Below are 17,721 nucleotides of genomic sequence, written 5' to 3' on the forward strand. Positions count from 1 at the left end.
TTCCCTTGTAGGAGTGAGCCTGCTCGCGATAGCTTTCTTTCGGTCACTTCATCAGCGACTGACAGACCGCTATCACGAGCAGGCTCACTCCTACAGGTTTTGTGTATGGCACAGATAATGTGACAGGCATAAAAAAGGGCTCCTCGAAGGAGCCCCTGGGCCGCAGCCCGCCGTCCGGGAAGGACGTGCATGGTAAGTCGTTACAAATTCAGATTGTCGTGTCGGAATAAGTGCCCTGTGTCAGCCGACGGCGTGAAGTTCGTTGAGTCTGTGGATTCCCGCAGTGCCGGTCATACCGTCCCAGTTGTCGCCGCGTCCTTCTCGCCAGCCGTTAATCCAGGCTTGACGTACCGACGGTAGAGTAAATGGGCAAAGCTCACGGGATTTGCCACCAACGCCATATTGATATCCGCGCAAAAATGCTCTTTCCAACGGATCACGCTTAAGTCTTCTCATAGGGTGTTTCCCTCACTTGTTGACTGTTTTGTATCGCGTTGACCTCAACTGAGGTCTGGCAGAAAAAACCTGCCATGGTGCGGCTCGCTGCCGGCGTGGCGAGCCAAGGTGTTGACGCCGTTGCGACGTCAACCTGTGTTCAGTTCTAACCAATGAGTCACACCGAGGGAATGATCGTTTTGTCATAAGGACGTAACGAAATTAGTGCTACAGCCATAAGTAACGACGGGTTTCATGCACGGTTTTTCAGCAAACCCCGGTATGATCGGCCCCGCGCTGGATGATGGGGTTAATTCTTTAGTGAGAATGACCCACGTTTGCGCTGGGGTATAAAGCGACGAAGGGTCGCTTTAAGACTTTTTGTTTCATCAACTTTTTTATCTGTCCCGGCATCTAAGCTCTTTTAACCCGAGCAGCGGGGATGGAACGGCACACCTTCGTGCCACGCGGGCGCTCTTTTAGAAAAGCGCCTGATTGAAAACCGGATCGGCAATGCGTTGCCGATTCACTAGCCAAAGGCTCTGGAAATACCATGTCCGACCGTTTCGAACTCTTCCTCACTTGCCCTAAAGGCCTTGAAGGCCTGCTCATCGAGGAAGCCGTCGGGCTTGGCCTTGAAGAAGCGCGCGAGCACACTTCCGCCGTGCGTGGCATGGCGACCATGGAAACCGCTTATCGCCTGTGCCTCTGGTCGCGTCTGGCCAACCGCGTGCTGCTGGTGCTCAAGCGTTTCCCGATGAAAGACGCTGAAGACCTCTACCACGGCGTGCTCGACATCGACTGGCAGGATCACATGCTCAGCGATGGCACCCTGGCTGTTGAATTCAGTGGCCATGGCTCGGGTATCGACAACACCCACTTCGGCGCCTTGAAAGTCAAAGACGCCATCGTCGACAAACTGCGCACCCCACAGGGCGACCGTCCGTCGATCGACAAGCTCAACCCGGACCTGCGCATTCACCTGCGTCTGGATCGCGGCGAAGCGATTCTTTCCCTTGATCTGTCCGGCCACAGCCTGCATCAGCGCGGTTACCGTCTGCAGCAGGGCGCTGCACCGTTGAAGGAAAACCTCGCGGCGGCGATTCTGATCCGTTCCGGCTGGCCGCGCATTGCTGCCGAAGGCGGCGCGCTGGCTGACCCGATGTGCGGTGTCGGTACGTTCCTCGTCGAAGCCGGCATGATTGCCGCCGACATGGCGCCGAACCTGCGTCGTGAGCAGTGGGGCTTTACCGCGTGGCTCGGTCACGTGCCGGCACTGTGGAAAAAACTCCATGAAGAGGCCGTCGAGCGTGCCGCTGCCGGTCTGGCCAAGCCACCGTTGTGGATTCGTGGCTACGAAGCTGATCCGCGTCTGATTCAACCGGGCCGCAACAACGTTGAACGCGCCGGCCTGAGCGAGTGGATCAAGATCTACCAGGGCGAAGTGGCGACTTTCGAGCCGCGTCCGGATCAGAACCAGAAAGGTCTGGTGATCTGCAACCCACCGTACGGCGAGCGTCTCGGTGACGAAGCCAGCCTGTTGTATCTCTACCAGAACCTCGGCGAGCGTCTGCGTCAGGCCTGCCTGAACTGGGAAGCGGCGGTGTTCACCGGCGCGCCGGATCTGGGCAAGCGCATGGGTATCCGCAGCCACAAACAGTATTCGTTCTGGAATGGCGCGCTGCCGTGCAAACTGCTGTTGATCAAAGTGCTGCCGGATCAGTTCGTCACTGGCGAGCGTCGCACTCCGGAACAGCGTCAGGCCGAGCGCGAGCAAGCCGCTTACGATCAGACCCCGGACGAGCCGCAAGAACGCAAGTTCAACAAGAACGGCAACCCGATCAAACCGACGCCGGCTCAGGCGCCAGTGATCGAGCAGCCGCGCTTGAGCGAAGGCGGGCAGATGTTTGCCAACCGTCTGCAAAAAAACCTCAAGGCCATGGGCAAGTGGGTCAAGCGCGAAGGCATTGATTGCTACCGTGTCTACGATGCCGACATGCCCGAGTACGCGATGGCGATCGACCTGTACCACGATTGGGTGCACGTTCAGGAATACGCTGCGCCGAAGTCCATCGATCCGGAAAAAGCCTCGGCGCGCATGTTCGATGCCTTGGCCGCCATTCCGCAGGCGCTGAACGTCGACAAGAGCCGCGTGGTGGTCAAACGCCGCGAACGCCAGAGCGGCACCAAGCAGTACGAGCGTCAGGCTGCGCAAGGCAAGTTCAATGAAGTCAGCGAGGGCGGCGTGAAGTTGCTGGTCAACCTCACCGACTACCTCGACACCGGTCTGTTCCTCGACCACCGGCCAATGCGCATGCGTATTCAGAAAGAGGCCGCCGGCAAGCGCTTCCTCAATCTGTTCTGCTACACCGCGACCGCCAGCGTGCACGCGGCCAAGGGCGGCGCGCGCAGTACCACCAGCGTTGACCTGTCGAAAACCTACCTCGACTGGGCGCGTCGCAACCTGTCGTTGAACGGTTTCTCCGACAAGAACCGTCTGGAGCAGGGCGATGTGATGGCGTGGCTGGAGAGCAGCCGCGACGAGTACGACCTGATCTTCATCGATCCGCCAACCTTCTCCAACTCCAAGCGCATGGAAGGCATCTTCGACGTGCAGCGTGATCAGGTGCAGTTGATTGACCTGGCCATGGCGCGTCTGGCGCCGGGCGGTGTGCTGTATTTCTCCAACAACTTCCGCAAGTTCCAGTTGGAAGAAAACCTCGCCGAGCGTTACGCGGTCGAGGAAATCAGCGCGCAGACCATCGATCCGGATTTCGCCCGTAACACCAAGATCCACCGCGCCTGGAAAATCACGGCTAGTTGACGCTTTGCGCAATTGGATCCACAGAGCCTTGATTTTTAAAGGCTCCGTGGATCTGCCCGCGCTAGCTAAATTAGTGGCTAATAGCTATAACTCACACACGGTCAATGGGGTTTTCCCGTAAATGCTGGCGTAGTGAGTTGTCCTTATGTCGTTGCACCCCGTGCGCCCAAAGATTCTGGGTTTTATCAGCGAAGACGTCTCGGCCTGGCTGGTCGCGGTGCTGGTATTGCTCGCCGGCGGGATTCTCACGGGGCTGCTCGCCTGGGCCACCCTCAATCAGTTTCAGCAACAAACCCGCCAGCGTTTTCAGCTGCTGACCAACGAACGTTACACCCGCATCGAAGAACGCTTTCAGGACCAGGAGCAACGCCTCGACGGCCTGCGCCGCTTCTTCGCCAACTCTGAATCGGTGTCCCGCACCGAATTCGACGGTTACACCCAACCCTTATTGATGCGTACCCAGGCCTATTCGTTTGCCCTCAAGGTCAATGGAGCCGAGCGCGCCGCATTCGAGCAGCGGGTGCGTGATGAAGGCCTGAGTAACTTCACCTTGCGTGAACTGAATGCCCAAGGCGAGCTGCAACTGGCTGGCGTGCGCGATGAATACGTGCCGGTGCTCTACAGCCAGACGCAAAGCCGGCTCGGCTCACCGTTGGGTTATGACCTGCTCGCGCAACCCTTGCGTCGTGACACCCTGCAACGGGCCGACAAGCTCGGCGGACTGGCGGTGTCGCAACCGATGCACCTAGTCAGCATTGAGCCGTCCTACGCGCGCGGCGTGCTGCTGGTGGCGCCCGTGAGTCACAGTGGCGAGCAGCAATCCTTTGGCTACGTCATGGCGGTGATCAGCATGCGTCAGTTGCTGGCCGACGGTTTGCCGGACGCTTTCCATGACTATCTGTCGGTGCGCATTCTCGACATGTCGACCAATGATCAGCACGAAGTGTTGTTCGAGTCGACCAACGATCCGGCACCGAGCGACCTGTCGGCCACGCGGTTACTGCGCATGGCCGATCACGACTATCAGGTCGATATCTTGCCGAGCGACGCCTTCGCACAGGCAAATCATTCGTCGGTCGGCAGCGTAATCGTCCTCGGTGGCTTGCTCAGTCTGCTGCTCAGCGCCTTGCTCTACGTCTTGGTCAGTCAGCGTCAGCGCGCCTTGCGCATGGTCGAACTGCGCACCCAGGAGCTGCACGCCAGCGAACAGGAATTGCGCGGCACCCACGGTCAGTTGCGCGGCGTGTTGAATGCGGCGACGCAGGTGGCAATCATCGCCACCGACCTGCGCGGGGTGATCAACACGTTCAACCCCGGCGCCGAACAAATGCTCGGTTACAGCAGCGCCGATGTCGTCGGGCACATGACCCTGGAAAACCTGCATCTGCCCCGAGAACTGACAGCCCGCGCCGCCGAGCTAAGTGCGCGTTACGGTAAAAGCATCCCGACCTGCCACGCGATGTTGGTCGAGGGCGGCGAAGTCGGTGGCCACGAGGCTCGCGAATGGACGCTGGTACGCAGCGATGGCAGCCATATTCCGGTGAACATGCTGGCCACCCCGGTGCTCGATGAGCAGGGTTTGTGGGTCGGACATCTGGCGATCTGCATCGACATCACCGAGCGCAAGCGCGTGCACGAGGTGCTGGCGGCGCGGGACGTGTTGCTGAAGAAACTCAGCGCGCATGTGCCCGGCGGCATCTATCAGTTCAAGATGGAATTCGATGGGCGCTTCAGTGTGATCTACGCCAGCGACGGCATCCGCGAGATCTACGAACTGGAGCCGGACGTGCTGCTGTTCAACGCCGAGGCGATCTTCACGCGCATTCATCCACAGGACGTCACCCGTGTGCGCTCTTCCATTCGCGCTTCGGCCGACAGCCTCAGCCCGTGGCGCGAAGAATACCGCGTGCAATTGCCCGAGCGCGGCTTGCGCTGGGTGCGCGGCGAAGCGACGCCGGAAGAACTGCCGGGCGGCGGCGTGCTGTGGCATGGCTATATTTCGGATATTTCCGACCTGAAACGTGTGGAAGAAGAATTGCGCGCGCTGTCGGTGACCGATTCGCTGACTGGTATCCACAACCGCCGCTATTTCCAGGAACGCCTGACCACGGAAATGGCCCGGGTCGAGCGCGGCGGGGGCGAACTGTCGGTGATTATGCTCGACATCGACCATTTCAAACGTATCAACGATCAGTACGGTCACGCTGTGGGCGACCGGGTGCTGCAAGCGGTGTGCGAGCGCATCGGCCATCGTCTGCGGCGTACCGATGTGTTCTGTCGGTTGGGCGGCGAAGAGTTCATGGTGCTGTGCCCGGACATCGACGGCGAACACGCGTACATGTTGGCGGTTGAGCTGTGGCAGGGTTTGCGCAGTGCGCCGGTGGATGTGGTCGGCGTGGTCACCGCGAGTTTCGGTATCGCCAGTTGGCGACCGGGGGAGGGCGCGGATGCGCTGTTGCTGCGGGCGGATTCGGGTGTGTATATGGCAAAGCAGCGCGGGCGTGATCGTGTCGAACAGATGAGCTGACTTCAATACAGCGCAACCCCTGTGGGAGCTGGCTTGCCAGCGATAGCGTCATTTCAGTCAGCATATTCAGTGACTGACATTCTGCAATCGCTGGCAAGCCAGCTCCCACAGGTTTTTGTGGTGTTGCTTGAACTGCGTTACAAAACCGAAGCGGTCTGCGCCAGTTTCGGCTGTTTGTACAGATCCAGCAGCACCTGATCCAGCACCGACGATGCACCAAACGGCGCCTTGTCGTTGAGGATCGCTACCACCGCCCAGGTATTGCCATTCACGTCGCGGCTGAAACCGGCAATCGCCCGCACGGTGTTCAAAGTACCGGTCTTGACGTGCGCCTCACCGCGCATCGCCGTGGTCTTCAGACGCTTGCGCATGGTGCCGTCGGTGCCGGCGATCGGCAGCGAGCTGATGTACTCGGCGGCATACGGGCTGTGCCACGCCGCTTGCAGCATGCTCGCCATCTCGCGGGCGCTGACCCGTTCTGCGCGAGACAAACCGGAGCCGTTTTCCATCACCAGATGCGGTGCAGTGATGCCTTTCTTCGCCATCCACTGACGCACTACGCGCTGCGCTGCCTTGGCGTCATCCCCGTCGGCGTCGTTGCGGAAGCGCTGGCCGAGGCTGAGGAACAGCTGCTGGGCCATGGTGTTGTTACTGTATTTGTTGATGTCGCGGATGATCTCCGCCAGATCTGGCGAGTAGGCACGAGCCAGCAGTTTGGCGTTGCCCGGTGTCGAGGCCAGACGATCCTTGCCTTGAATGCTGCCGCCCAGCTCTTTCCAGATCGCGCGCACTGCGCCGGCGGTGTAAGTCGCGTGGTCGAGCAGCGACAGATAAGTCTGCGAACTGCAGCCTTCGCCCAACTGGCCGGCCACGGTCACGGTCACGCTGCCATCGGCTTGCGGCACGGGGTTGTAGCGCACGCCGCCGGTGCATTGCTTGGAGGGCAACGCCTTGACGGTGTTTTCGATGCGTACGCTGGCGATTGGCGGCTCAACCGAGATAAGCACCCGGCCGTTATCGTTGCGGGCAACAAATCGCAGGGCTTTGAGGTTGACCAGCAACGAATCGGGTTTGACCAGGAACGGCTTGTTCTCGTCATTGCCGTCATCGTTGAATTCCGGCAGCACTGGCTGCACGAAGAAGTTGCGGTCGAGCACCAGATCACCGGTGATCTGCGTCACGCCGTTGGCGCGCAGGTCGCGCATCAGCAGCCAGAGTTTTTCCATGTTCAGTTTCGGATCGCCGCCACCCTTGAGGTAGAGGTTGCCGTTGAGAATGCCACCGTTGAGGTCACCGTCGGTGTAGAACTCGGTCTTCCACTGATGGTTCGGGCCGAGCATTTCCAGCGCCGCGTAGGTAGTCACCAGTTTCATGGTCGAGGCCGGGTTGACCGACACGTCGGCGTTGAACACGGTCGGCGTGCCCGGGCCGTCGAGCGGCACCATCACCAGCGACAGGGCGCTGGGCTGCAATTTGCTCGCCTTGAGGGCTTTTTCGACATTCGGGGTGAGGGAGGTGTTGATGGTGGCAGCAGAAACATTCAGGGCCAGTGGCAGAAGAAGGCCGGCGAGAAACAGTGGACGCAACGATTTGATCATATGAAATAAAACCCTACAGCCGAGGGGAAAAAAGACGAGGACATGGATGAAAAGGTCCTCAGTGGTCACGAAAGTGTCGGCATTATGCCCCAAGGTGTAACCGATTGTGCCGTCCTCGGGGTGGCGATTCGTTGATTTTTTTACAGACGGTCGGCCGCTGTGTCCAGAGAGGCGGGCAATCGATTGCTTAAACTGGTAAAGTGCCCGCCGTATTTACTTAAGAGGATTGTTCCAATGGCGACTAACCGTTCCCAGCGTCTGCGCAAAAAACTGTGCGTTGATGAATTTCAAGAGCTGGGTTTCGAACTGAACCTGGACTTCAAAGAAGACTTGTCCGAAGAAGCCATTGACGCTTTCCTCGAAGCATTCATCAAAGAAGCCATGGAAGCCAACGGTCTGGGTTATGTTGGCGGCGACGACTTCGGTCTGGTATGCCTGCAGAAGCGTGGCTCGGTCAACAAAGAGCAGCGCGCTGCCGTTGAAGCCTGGCTGAAAACCCGCTCCGAGCTGACCAAGTATGAAGTCAGCCCGTTGCTGGACGTTTGGTATCCGGAAAAGCCGATCAACGCGGCTAAGTGATACTGAAAAAAACGGCGACCTGAGGGTCGCCGTTTTTTTTCGTCTGGTGTTTGGGTGTTTGGTTTGGGATTTGTGGTGAGGCTACCCCTCACCCCAGCCCTCTCCCGAAGGAGAGGGGGCCGATTTATGGGCTGTTCAAAACCTGATTCGACTCGGTATCACGTGTCGCTATAACTCCCGCATACAACACGGTCAGTCCCCTCTCCCCCTGGGAGAGGGTTAGGGTGAGGGGCTTTTGACCTCAGGCTTTACGCCAATTCAAAATCACCAGCGTCAAAACCCCCGCGACAATCCCCCAAAACGCCGAACCAATGGAAAACAACGTCAGCCCCGACGCCGTGACCATAAAGGTAATCAACGCCGCCTCCCGTTCCTTCACCTCGGCCATGGCAATGCTCAAACCATTGATGATCGAACCAAACAGCGCCAGCGCGGCAATCGACAGCACCAATTCCTTCGGCAGCGCGGCAAACAACGCTGCCAACGTGGCGCCGAACACCCCGGCAATCCCGTAGAAAATCCCGCACCAGACCGCAGCGGTGTAGCGCTTGTTGCGATCCTCATGGGCATGCGGCCCGGTGCAAATCGCCGCGCTGATGGCCGCGAGGTTGATGCCGTGGGAGCCGAACGGCGCCAGTAATAGTGAAGCGATGCCGGTGGTGGTGATCAGCGGCGAGGCCGGGACGTTGTAACCGTCGGCGCGCAGGACGGCGATGCCGGGCATGTTCTGCGAGGTCATCGCGACCACGAACAGCGGAATGCCAATGCTGATGGTCGCTGCCAACGAGAAGTGCGGCGTCGTCCACACCGGCGTCGCCACTTCCAGATGAAAGCCGCTGAAATCCAGCAGCCCCATGAAGCCAGACAGCGCGGTGCCGATCAGCAGCGCGGCGAGCACGGCATAACGCGGCGACAGACGCTTGACCAGCAAATAAGTGAAGAACATCCCCAGCACCAGCCCGGTGCGATGCTGCGCGGCAACGAAGATTTCGCTGCCGATCTTGAACAGAATCCCCGCCAGTAATGCTGCCGCCAAGGAGGCCGGGATCTTTTTTACCAGGCGTTCGAAGCTGCCGGTCAGGCCGCAGATCGTCACCAGCACGGCGCAGGTGATGTAGGCGCCAATGGCCTCGCCATAACTGACGCCGCCGAGGCTGGTGATCAGCAACGCTGCGCCGGGTGTCGACCAGGCGATGGTGATGGGCGTGCGATAACGCAGCGAGAGGCCGATCGAACACACCGCCATGCCGATCGAGATCGCCCAGATCCACGAAGAAATCTGCCCGCTGGTCAGACCCGCCGCTTGCCCGGCCTGGAACATCAGCACCAGCGAGCTGGTGTAGCCGGTCATCATCGCGATGAACCCGGCGACGATGGCTGAAGGCGAGGTATCGGCCAGCGGGCGCAGTTGAGTGTGCGTGGCGTCGTTCATGACAACGGTGTTCCTTATACCAATGAAGATGTCCGCCATAACGCAAACCCTTGTAGGAGCTGCCGAAGGCTGCGATCTGTTGATCTTGCTTCTCAAAATCAAAGTCAAAAGATCGCAGCCTTCGGCAGCTCCTACAGGGTAGGTGGTGTTCTGGCAGCGGATTCTGCGATCAAGCCTAAACTCAAACGTAACGGATCGTTGCAATACAGCGGAGGTCACAAACAGCCATACAGTCGTGTTGCCACCATCCATTGTGTACAATCGCGCTGTTTTTTACGCGATACTTGCCAGCGACCTACTGTGCCGTATTACAGTCACGGTCTATTCGCCGCAGTTCTCCCGACTCGAGTGCCCATGAACGAACAGTTGCAACCCCTCAAGAAACAACCGCGAGCAGGCAAAGCCGGCCGCAGCGGTACCCAGGACGATATTGTCTACGCGCATATCTTCGAGGCCATCCTCGAACAGCGTCTGGCGCCCGGCACAAAATTGAGCGAAGAAGCGCTGGGGGAAATCTTCGGGGTCAGCCGCACCATCATTCGCCGCGCGCTGTCGCGTCTGGCCCATGAGGGCGTGGTGCTGTTGCGGCCGAACCGTGGCGCCGTCGTCGCCAGCCCGAGTGTTGAAGAGGCGCGTCAGGTGTTTCTCGCTCGCCGTCTGGTCGAGCGCGCGATCACAGAGTTGGCCGTGCAACACGCCACCGCCGAGCAGATTGCCGAGTTGCGCCAGATGGTCAACGACGAGCGCGACAGCTTCTCGCGCGGTGATCGCGGCGCCGGTATTCGGCTGTCGGGCGAATTCCACCTGAAACTGGCGGAAGCTGCGATGAACGCCCCGCTGATCAGTTTCCAGCGCAGCCTGGTTTCGCAGACGTCGCTGATCATTGCCCAGTACGAAAGCGGCAACCGTTCGCACTGCTCGTATGACGAACACACCCAGTTGATCGACGCGATCGAGAAACGTGACGGTGAGTTGGCGGTGAATCTGATGATGCATCACATGGATCACATCGACAGCAAGCTCAACCTCGATGAGGAAGGCGCGTCGGATGATCTGCATGCGGTGTTCTCGCATTTGTTGCAGACCAAGAAACCTGGGCGCCCTGCGGCCAAGCTCTAAATGACACCGAGTCGCCCCAATCGCTGGCTTGCCAGCGATAGCAATCTGACAGGCAACAAAAAATCCCCCGGGGTACACACCACCGGGGGATTTTTTATGCCTTGGAAAAGCTTAGCGCTGATGCACCAAAGCACCTGCCGCATACGTCTGCTGCACCGTGCGGTCATCGCCCAGCGTCATCAGAACAAACAACGTTTCGGCAATGTTGTTGGCTTGCTTCAAGCGATAGCTCAGCAGCGGCGTAGCGTTGTAATCCAGCACCAGGAAGTCAGCATCCGAACCCGGTTGCAGGTTGCCGATCTTGTCTTCCAGACGCAGGGCGCGTGCGCCGCCCAGCGTCGCCAGATACAGCGACTTGAACGGGCTCAGTCGCGCACCTTGCAGTTGCATCACTTTGTACGCTTCGTTCAGTGTTTGCAGCAGCGAGAAACTGGTGCCGCCACCAACGTCAGTGCCCAGACCGACATTGAGTTTGTGCTTCTCGGCCATCGGCAAGTTGAACAGACCGCTGCCGAGGAACAAGTTCGAGGTCGGGCAGAACGAGATCGCCGAGCCGGTTTCTGCCAGACGCGCGCATTCGTCGTCGCACAGGTGCACGCCGTGGGCGAATACCGAGCGCTCGCCGAGCAATTGGTAGTGATCGTAAACGTCGAGATAGCCTTTACGCTCCGGGAACAGCTCCTTGACCCACTCGATTTCCTTGAGGTTTTCGCTGATGTGGGTCTGCATGTACAGATCCGGGTATTCGCTCAGCAGTTGCCCGGCGAGGGTCAGTTGTTCCGGAGTACTGGTCGGCGCGAAGCGTGGAGTAACTGCATAGTGCAGGCGACCCTTGCCGTGCCAGCGCTCGATCAGCGACTTGCTTTCGACGTAGCTCGATTCGGCGGTGTCGGTCAGGTAGTCCGGCGCGTTGCGGTCCATCATCACCTTGCCGGCGATCATGCGCAGGTCGAGCTTTTCGGCGGCTTCGAAGAACGAGTTTACCGACTGCGGGTGCACGCTGCCGAACACCAGCGCGGTGGTGGTGCCGTTGCGCAGCAGTTCCTTGATGAAGATGTCCGCGACCTCATCGGCGTGGGCCTTGTCGCCGAACTGGCTTTCGCACGGGAAGGTGTAGGTGTTCAGCCAGTCGAGCAATTGCTCGCCGTAGGCACCGACCATGCCGGTTTGCGGCAGGTGAATGTGGGTGTCGATGAAGCCCGGGGTGATCAACGCGTCCTGGTAGTGCTCGATTTCGATGTCCGCCGGCAACGTCGGCAGCAAATCACTGGCGTGGCCAAGGGCGCTGATCTTGCCGCCATCGACCACCAGCAGGCCGTCCTCGAAATATTCGTAGGAGGCTTCGATCCCGACTTCGGCGGGGTCGGCGATGCTGTGCAGGATGGCGGCGCGGTAGGCTTTGCGAGTCAGAGGCATGAGGGTTCTCTAATCAGTTTGAGGCTTTGAGTTTGGTCGCCTGACTGCGCCGCGAAACCGGCAGCAGTTTGGCAATCGGTTCGGCGCTGGCAGTCTGCTGGCCGAAGTTGGCGTTGTAGGTGGCGATGATTTCGCCGGCGATGGAGATGGCGATTTCCACAGGCAGTTTGCCTTTGACTTCGCCGATGCCCATCGGGCAGCGCATGCGTTGCACGACGCCGCTGTCGAAACCGCGATCACGCAAACGGTGTTCGAACTTCGCGCGTTTGGTCTTCGAACCGATCAGGCCGAAGTAGGCGAAGTCGTTGCGCTTGAGGATCGCGGCAGTGAGTTCAAGGTCGAGCTGATGGTTGTGGGTCATGACGATGCAATAACTGCCGGCGGGCAGCTCATCGATTTCATCCACAGGCTCTTCGGAAACGATTTTACGCACGCCGTGGGGGATCTGTTCGGGGAATTCGGCCTCGCGCGAATCGATCCAGCGCACCCGGCAGGGCAGGCTGGCGAGCAGCGGCACCAAAGCGCGGCCAACGTGACCGGCACCGAACACGGCGATTTGCGCCTGCACCTGGCCCATCGGTTCGAACAGCAACACGGTGGCGCCGCCGCAGCACTGGCCCAGGCTGGCGCCAAGGCTGAAGCGCTCCAGATGAGTGTCCTGCTTGCCGCTGGCGAGCATGTCGCGGGCGATCTGCATGGCTTTGTATTCCAGATGCCCGCCACCAATGGTGTCGAAGCTCTGGTTAGCGCTGATGACCATTTTCGAACCGGCGTTACGTGGCGTCGAGCCGAGTTCTTCGATGATCGTCACCAGCACACAGGGTTCGCCCTGGTTCTGCAGGTCGGCGAGGGCGTCGATCCAGTTGTACATAGTTCACCCCTACAACATCGTTGTCTGTTCGGGCCTCATCGCTGGCAAGCCAGCTCCCACAGGATTTGCGGTGTAACGCCTATCGGTTAAACGCCACAAAAACCTGTGGGAGCTGGCTTGCCAGCGATTGGCCGCGCCTCGGTCTTTAGAGCGGAGCCAGTTCGGTTTCAGCTTCAACGGCTTTCACCGCTTTGAGCTGACGCATCTGCTCACACCCCCACAACACCCGCTCCGGCGTCGCCGGCGCATCGATCTGCGGCTGATGCTTGTAATCACCGAGGCTCGCCACCGCATCCTTGATCGCACACCACGAAGCAATCCCGAGCATGAACGGCGGTTCACCGACAGCCTTGGAATGGAACACGGTGTCTTCCGGGTTCTTGCGGTTTTCCACCAGTTTCACCCGCAGATCCAGAGGCATGTCCGCCACCGCCGGGATCTTGTAGCTGGCCGGGCCGTTGGTCATCAGCTTGCCTTTGTTGTTCCAGACCAGCTCTTCCATGGTCAGCCAGCCCATGCCCTGGATGAAGCCACCCTCGACCTGACCGATGTCGATGGACGGGTTCAGCGAGGCGCCGACGTCGTGAAGAATGTCGGTGCGCAGCATCTTGTACTCGCCGGTCAGGGTGTCGACGATCACTTCGCAGCACGCCGCGCCGAAGGCGAAGTAGTAGAACGGACGCCCACGCGCCTGGCTGCGGTCGTAGTAGATTTTCGGAGTCTTGTAGAAGCCAGTGCTCGACAGCGACACCTGATTGAAATACGCCTGCTGGATCAGCGCTTCAAAGGTCAGGATATGGTCGCGAACACGCACATGGCCGTTGTGGAATTCAACGTCTTCTTCAGTGACTTTGTAGTGACGCGCAGCGAATTCGATCAGGCGTTTCTTGATGATTTCCGCCGCGTTCTGCGCCGCTTTACCGTTCAAGTCGGCACCGCTCGACGCTGCCGTCGGCGAGGTGTTCGGCACCTTGTCGGTGTTGGTCGCGGTGATCTGCACCCGATCGATTTCGACCTGGAACACTTCGGCCACGACCTGCGCGACTTTGGTGTTCAGGCCCTGACCCATTTCGGTGCCGCCATGGTTCAGGTGGATGCTGCCATCGGTGTAAATGTGGATCAGCGCGCCGGCCTGGTTCAAGAAGCTCGCGGTGAAGGAAATGCCGAATTTCACCGGGGTCAGCGCCAGGCCTTTTTTCAGGATCGGGCTGTTGGCGTTGTAGCGACGAATGGCTTCGCGGCGCTCGTGGTACTGGCTGCTTTCTTCCAGTTCGGCGGTCATCTCTTCGAGCATGTTGTGCTCGACGGTCTGGTAGTAGTGGGTGACGTTGCGCTCGGTCTTGCCGTAGTAGTTGGCCTTGCGCACCGCGAGTGGGTCGAGTTGCAGGTGACGAGCAATCGCGTCCATCACTTCCTCGATCGCGACCATGCCTTGCGGACCACCGAAACCACGGTAAGCGGTGTTCGACGCGGTGTTGGTCTTGCAGCGGTGGCCATTGATGGTCGCATCGCCGAGGTAGTACGAGTTGTCCGAGTGGAACATCGCCCGGTCAACGATCGACGCGGACAAGTCCGGCGAGCAGCCGCAGTTGCCGGCCAGATCCATGTTGATCCCGTGCAGGCGCCCGGTGCTGTCGAAGCCGACGTCGTATTCGACGTAGAACGGGTGACGCTTGCCGGTCATCAGCATGTCTTCGACGCGCGGCAGGCGCATCTTGGTCGGCTGACCGGTGAGGTGCGCAACCACCGCGCACAGGCACGCCGGGCTGGCGGCTTGAGTTTCCTTGCCGCCGAAACCACCGCCCATGCGGCGCATGTCGACGACGATTTTATTCATCGATACGTCGAGCACTTCGGCGACCAGTTTCTGCACTTCGGTCGGGTTCTGCGTCGAGCAGTAGACGATCATGCCGCCGTCTTCGGTCGGCATCACCGAGGAGATTTGTGTCTCCAGATAAAAGTGTTCCTGACCGCCGATGTGCAGCGTGCCTTGAATGCGATGTTCAGCGGTCGCCAGTGCCGAGACCGAATCGCCGCGCTGGTGGGTGTGGCTGTCGAGCACGAAATGGCGTTTGCGCAGGGCTTCGACGACGTCCAGCACCGGCTCGAGATCTTCGTATTCGATGATCGCCGCCATCGCGGCTTTGCGCGCGGTTTCCAGATCTTTCGCGGCGACGGCGAGCACTGGCTGACCGACGAATTGCACGTCATTGATGGCCAGCAGCGGGTCGCCCGGCAACAATGGGCCGATGTCTTTCAGGCCCGGCACGTCTTCGTGGGTGATGGCGATGCGCACGCCTTCGAAGGCGTAGCACGGCGAGGTGTCGATGCTGATGATTTTCGCGTGGGCGCGGTCCGACAGGCGTGCGTACAGGTGCAACTGGTTGGGAAATTCCAGGCGGTCATCGATGTACTGCGCCTCACCAGACACGTGCTTGGCGGCGCTGTCGTGCTTGACGCTGCGGCCGACACCGGAGGTCAGGTCCTTGGCGAACAATTCAGCCAGTTCAGCTTGAGTTTTCTCTACGCCGTGATGGTTAGACATAAGCGGTCACCCGAGTCTCGATGTGCGGTGTTTGCAGTTCGATGAAGTATTTGCGCAGTAGGTTCTGCGCGCTGAGCAGGCGATATTCCTTGCTGGCGCGGAAGTCCGAGAGCGGGGTGAAATCTTCCGCCAGTGCAGCGCAGGCGCGCTCGACCACGGCGTTGTTGAACGGCGCACCGATCAGTGCGGCTTCACAGTGGGCGGCGCGTTTCGGGATCGCGGCCATACCACCGAACGCCATGCGCGCATCGGTAATTACGCCGTTTTCGACGCGCAGGTTGAACGCGGCGCAGACGGCGGAGATGTCATCGTCCAGACGCTTGGAGACTTTGTAGGCGCGGAACAGTTGCTCGGCGCTGGCGCGCGGCACGATGATCTTCTCGATGAATTCACTTTCCTGACGGGCAGTGACTTTGTAATCGATGAAGTAATCGTCGAGGTTCAGGGTGCGGCGGGTTTCGCCTTTGCACAGCACCACCTGCGCGCCGAGGGCGATCAGCAGCGGTGGCGAGTCACCGATCGGCGAGGCGTTGCCGATGTTGCCGCCGAGGGTGCCCTGGTTGCGGATTTGCAGCGAGGCGAAGCGGTGCAGCAGTTCGCCGAAGTCCGGGTACTCGGCGTTCAACGCTTCGTAGCAGTCGGAGAGGGCGGTGGCAGCGCCGATTTCGATGCGGTCGTCGAAGGTGTCGATGCGCTTCATTTCGGCGACGTTGCCGACATAGATCATCACCGGCAAAGTGCGGTGGAACTGAGTGACTTCCAGTGCCAGATCGGTGCCGCCGGCGAGCAGGCGCGCTTGTGGGTACGCGTCATAAAGGTCGGCCAGATCAGCGACGGTCAGCGGCACCAGGCAGCGTTTGTCGCCGCTGTTGAGTTCGCCGATATCGGTCGGGGCGATGGCTTTCAGGCGGGCGATGGTTTCCGCTTCGCGGGCATCGAACTGATCCGCTTGCTTGCCGCAGCAGGATTGTTCGGCAGCGGCCAGAATCGGTCGGTAGCCGGTGCAGCGGCAGAGGTTGCCGGCCAGCGCTTCGTGGGCCTTGGCCTGATCCGGTGCATCGCTGTTCTTTTGCAGGGCGAACAGCGACATGACGAAGCCGGGGGTGCAGAAACCGCACTGCGAGCCATGGCACTCGACCATGGCTTTCTGCACGCTGTGCAGTTCGCCTTGGTGTTTGAGGTCTTCGACGCTGATCAGTTGTTTGCCGTGCAACGACGACACAAAGGTCAGGCACGAGTTGAGGCTGCGATAGCGAATGTGTTCGCGGCCAGCGTCATCCGTCTGTAACTCGCCGACCACCACGGTGCAGGCGCCGCAGTCACCGCTGGCGCAACCTTCTTTGGTGCCGGACTTGCCCACGTGTTCACGCAGGTAATTGAGCACAGTCAGATTCGGGTCCAGGGCGTGCTCGCTACGGAGTTCCTGGTTAAGTAAAAACTGGATCACGGAAGGCCTCGCAGACTCATTATTGTTGTTAACCGACGTGAACCGAATTTAGCAGGTCTGACTTTTCGGTCAATGGTTTTCTGACTTAAAGGTCAGGAAAATGCGTTTCGTCGATCAACTACGTGTCTATTCAGTATTGACCCTCATTGGATCCCCTGCTTTTTTGCGGGAATCGTGCCAAAAACCGCTGAGTGGGCACTCCGCCATGACCGTGCATTTGCGCTACACTGCGCCGCTTGTGCAGATCGATAGAGTTTGAAGGACAACCATGACGTTCAAGGCGCCGGACAGCCTCGCCGAGCAAATCGCTCACCACCTCGCCGAACGCATCATTCGTGGCGAAATGAAGCCGGGAGAGCGCATCCAGGAACAGAAGGTCACGCTGGCGCTGAACGTCAGCCGCGGTTCGGTCCGCGAAGCCTTGCTGATCCTCGAACGCCGCCACCTGATCGCGATCCTGCCGCGTCGTGGCGCGCACGTCACCGAGCTGACGCCACACAAGGTGCAGAGCCTGTGCACGCTGATGAGCGAGTTGTACATCCTGCTCGGCAATTCGGTGGCCAATGGCTGGCAAGTGCAGTCGGACATGGCGCCGTTCGTGCAGATCCAGCAGCGCCTGACCGCCAGCTACGAGCGTCAGGACATCCGCAGCTTCGTCGATGAAAGCTTCGCCGTGATGCGCGCCGCCTATCCGTTCGCCAACAACCCGTACCTGCAAGAGACCGTCGAGAACCTGCAACCGGCGATGAGCCGCGCCTACTTCCTCGCCCTCGAACAGCGCAAGGCTTCAATGAGCGAGTTCCTCGAACTGTTCGAACGCCTGCTGGCCGCCGTGCTTGCTCGTGATTTACCGCAGATCCGCATCGTGCTGACGGCTTATGCCCAGCGCAGCTGCGATCTGGTGGTTTCCGCCCTGACGGTTGCCTAA

At 59.7% G+C, this 17,721-nt stretch carries 12 protein-coding genes; 5 read left to right on the top strand and 7 right to left on the bottom strand.

The genetic code is table 11. The features are described 5' to 3' along the window. Positions 1-240: 240 nt before the first annotated feature. Entirely contained in the window at positions 241-456 is a 216-nt protein-coding gene (rmf, locus tag AC3IUF_RS09565) for a ribosome modulation factor (protein ID WP_003223300.1), read from the bottom strand. 532 nt (positions 457-988) lie between these two features. On the opposite strand from rmf, the gene rlmKL reads away from it, so the two are divergent. Both rlmKL and AC3IUF_RS09575 read left to right on the top strand, forming a co-directional pair. Then, a complete protein-coding gene (gene rlmKL, locus AC3IUF_RS09570; RefSeq protein WP_489280918.1) occupies positions 989-3,259 on the top strand; it encodes a bifunctional 23S rRNA (guanine(2069)-N(7))-methyltransferase RlmK/23S rRNA (guanine(2445)-N(2))-methyltransferase RlmL in 2,271 nt (756 codons plus the stop codon). A 145-nt stretch (positions 3,260-3,404) separates the two neighbouring features. Further along, the gene (locus AC3IUF_RS09575; protein WP_489280919.1) at positions 3,405-5,786 is read left to right on the top strand and encodes a sensor domain-containing diguanylate cyclase; all 2,382 of its coding nucleotides are present in this window, start codon (positions 3,405-3,407) and stop codon (positions 5,784-5,786) included. Positions 5,787-5,923: 137 nt separating this feature from the next. On the opposite strand, the gene dacB is transcribed toward AC3IUF_RS09575, so the two are convergent. Further along, the gene (dacB, locus tag AC3IUF_RS09580; RefSeq protein WP_007916366.1) at positions 5,924-7,384 is read right to left on the bottom strand and encodes a D-alanyl-D-alanine carboxypeptidase/D-alanyl-D-alanine endopeptidase; all 1,461 of its coding nucleotides are present in this window, start codon (positions 7,382-7,384) and stop codon (positions 5,924-5,926) included. A 234-nt stretch (positions 7,385-7,618) separates the two neighbouring features. On the opposite strand from dacB, the gene AC3IUF_RS09585 reads away from it, so the two are divergent. Then, positions 7,619-7,963, top strand: a complete 345-nt coding sequence (locus AC3IUF_RS09585; protein ID WP_489280920.1) for a YggL family protein — start codon at positions 7,619-7,621, stop codon at positions 7,961-7,963. A gap of 241 nt (positions 7,964-8,204) precedes the next feature. Here AC3IUF_RS09585 and AC3IUF_RS09590 read toward each other — a convergent pair whose 3' ends face one another. Continuing rightward, positions 8,205-9,395, bottom strand: coding sequence for a benzoate/H(+) symporter BenE family transporter (locus AC3IUF_RS09590; RefSeq protein WP_095111814.1), 1,191 nt, complete (start codon positions 9,393-9,395; stop codon positions 8,205-8,207). A gap of 354 nt (positions 9,396-9,749) precedes the next feature. Here AC3IUF_RS09590 and AC3IUF_RS09595 point away from each other — a divergent pair, with 354 nt between their 5' ends. Further along, the gene (locus AC3IUF_RS09595; protein WP_007918375.1) at positions 9,750-10,514 is read left to right on the top strand and encodes a GntR family transcriptional regulator; all 765 of its coding nucleotides are present in this window, start codon (positions 9,750-9,752) and stop codon (positions 10,512-10,514) included. Between the two features lie 111 nt (positions 10,515-10,625). Here AC3IUF_RS09595 and guaD read toward each other — a convergent pair whose 3' ends face one another. The 4 genes from guaD to xdhA all read right to left on the bottom strand — a co-directional run bounded on the left by guaD (position 10,626) and on the right by xdhA (position 16,793). Next, positions 10,626-11,930 carry a guanine deaminase gene (gene guaD, locus AC3IUF_RS09600; RefSeq protein WP_007918377.1) on the bottom strand — a complete coding sequence of 435 codons (1,305 nt, stop codon included), beginning with the start codon at positions 11,928-11,930 and terminating at the stop codon, positions 10,626-10,628. 13 nt (positions 11,931-11,943) lie between these two features. Next, positions 11,944-12,801, bottom strand: coding sequence for a xanthine dehydrogenase accessory protein XdhC (gene xdhC / locus AC3IUF_RS09605; RefSeq protein WP_095111812.1), 858 nt, complete (start codon positions 12,799-12,801; stop codon positions 11,944-11,946). 145 nt (positions 12,802-12,946) lie between these two features. Beyond that, entirely contained in the window at positions 12,947-15,346 is a 2,400-nt protein-coding gene (gene xdhB, locus AC3IUF_RS09610) for a xanthine dehydrogenase molybdopterin binding subunit (protein ID WP_489280921.1), read from the bottom strand. Beyond that, positions 15,339-16,793, bottom strand: coding sequence for a xanthine dehydrogenase small subunit (gene xdhA, locus AC3IUF_RS09615; protein ID WP_489280922.1), 1,455 nt, complete (start codon positions 16,791-16,793; stop codon positions 15,339-15,341). The genes xdhB and xdhA overlap by 8 nt, the downstream gene beginning before the upstream one ends. A gap of 268 nt (positions 16,794-17,061) precedes the next feature. On the opposite strand from xdhA, the gene AC3IUF_RS09620 reads away from it, so the two are divergent. Next, positions 17,062-17,721 (top strand): GntR family transcriptional regulator, encoded by a 660-nt coding sequence (locus tag AC3IUF_RS09620; protein WP_007918384.1) that lies wholly within the window; start codon positions 17,062-17,064, stop codon positions 17,719-17,721.

The sequence above is a fragment of the Pseudomonas sp. KH_040 genome, assembly GCF_057839305.1.

What these genes read in the sequence shown, in the direction of transcription:
- rmf (WP_003223300.1), bottom strand. Translation starts at nt 456, where the DNA reads ATGAGAAGACTTAAGCGTGATCCGTTGGAAAGAGCATTTTTGCGCGGA.
- AC3IUF_RS09620 (WP_007918384.1), top strand. Translation starts at nt 17,062, where the DNA reads ATGACGTTCAAGGCGCCGGACAGCCTCGCCGAGCAAATCGCTCACCAC.
- AC3IUF_RS09575 (WP_489280919.1), top strand. Translation starts at nt 3,405, where the DNA reads ATGTCGTTGCACCCCGTGCGCCCAAAGATTCTGGGTTTTATCAGCGAA.
- rlmKL (WP_489280918.1), top strand. Translation starts at nt 989, where the DNA reads ATGTCCGACCGTTTCGAACTCTTCCTCACTTGCCCTAAAGGCCTTGAA.
- dacB (WP_007916366.1), bottom strand. Translation starts at nt 7,384, where the DNA reads ATGATCAAATCGTTGCGTCCACTGTTTCTCGCCGGCCTTCTTCTGCCA.
- guaD (WP_007918377.1), bottom strand. Translation starts at nt 11,930, where the DNA reads ATGCCTCTGACTCGCAAAGCCTACCGCGCCGCCATCCTGCACAGCATC.
- AC3IUF_RS09595 (WP_007918375.1), top strand. Translation starts at nt 9,750, where the DNA reads ATGAACGAACAGTTGCAACCCCTCAAGAAACAACCGCGAGCAGGCAAA.
- xdhB (WP_489280921.1), bottom strand. Translation starts at nt 15,346, where the DNA reads ATGTCTAACCATCACGGCGTAGAGAAAACTCAAGCTGAACTGGCTGAA.
- AC3IUF_RS09585 (WP_489280920.1), top strand. Translation starts at nt 7,619, where the DNA reads ATGGCGACTAACCGTTCCCAGCGTCTGCGCAAAAAACTGTGCGTTGAT.
- xdhC (WP_095111812.1), bottom strand. Translation starts at nt 12,801, where the DNA reads ATGTACAACTGGATCGACGCCCTCGCCGACCTGCAGAACCAGGGCGAA.
- AC3IUF_RS09590 (WP_095111814.1), bottom strand. Translation starts at nt 9,395, where the DNA reads ATGAACGACGCCACGCACACTCAACTGCGCCCGCTGGCCGATACCTCG.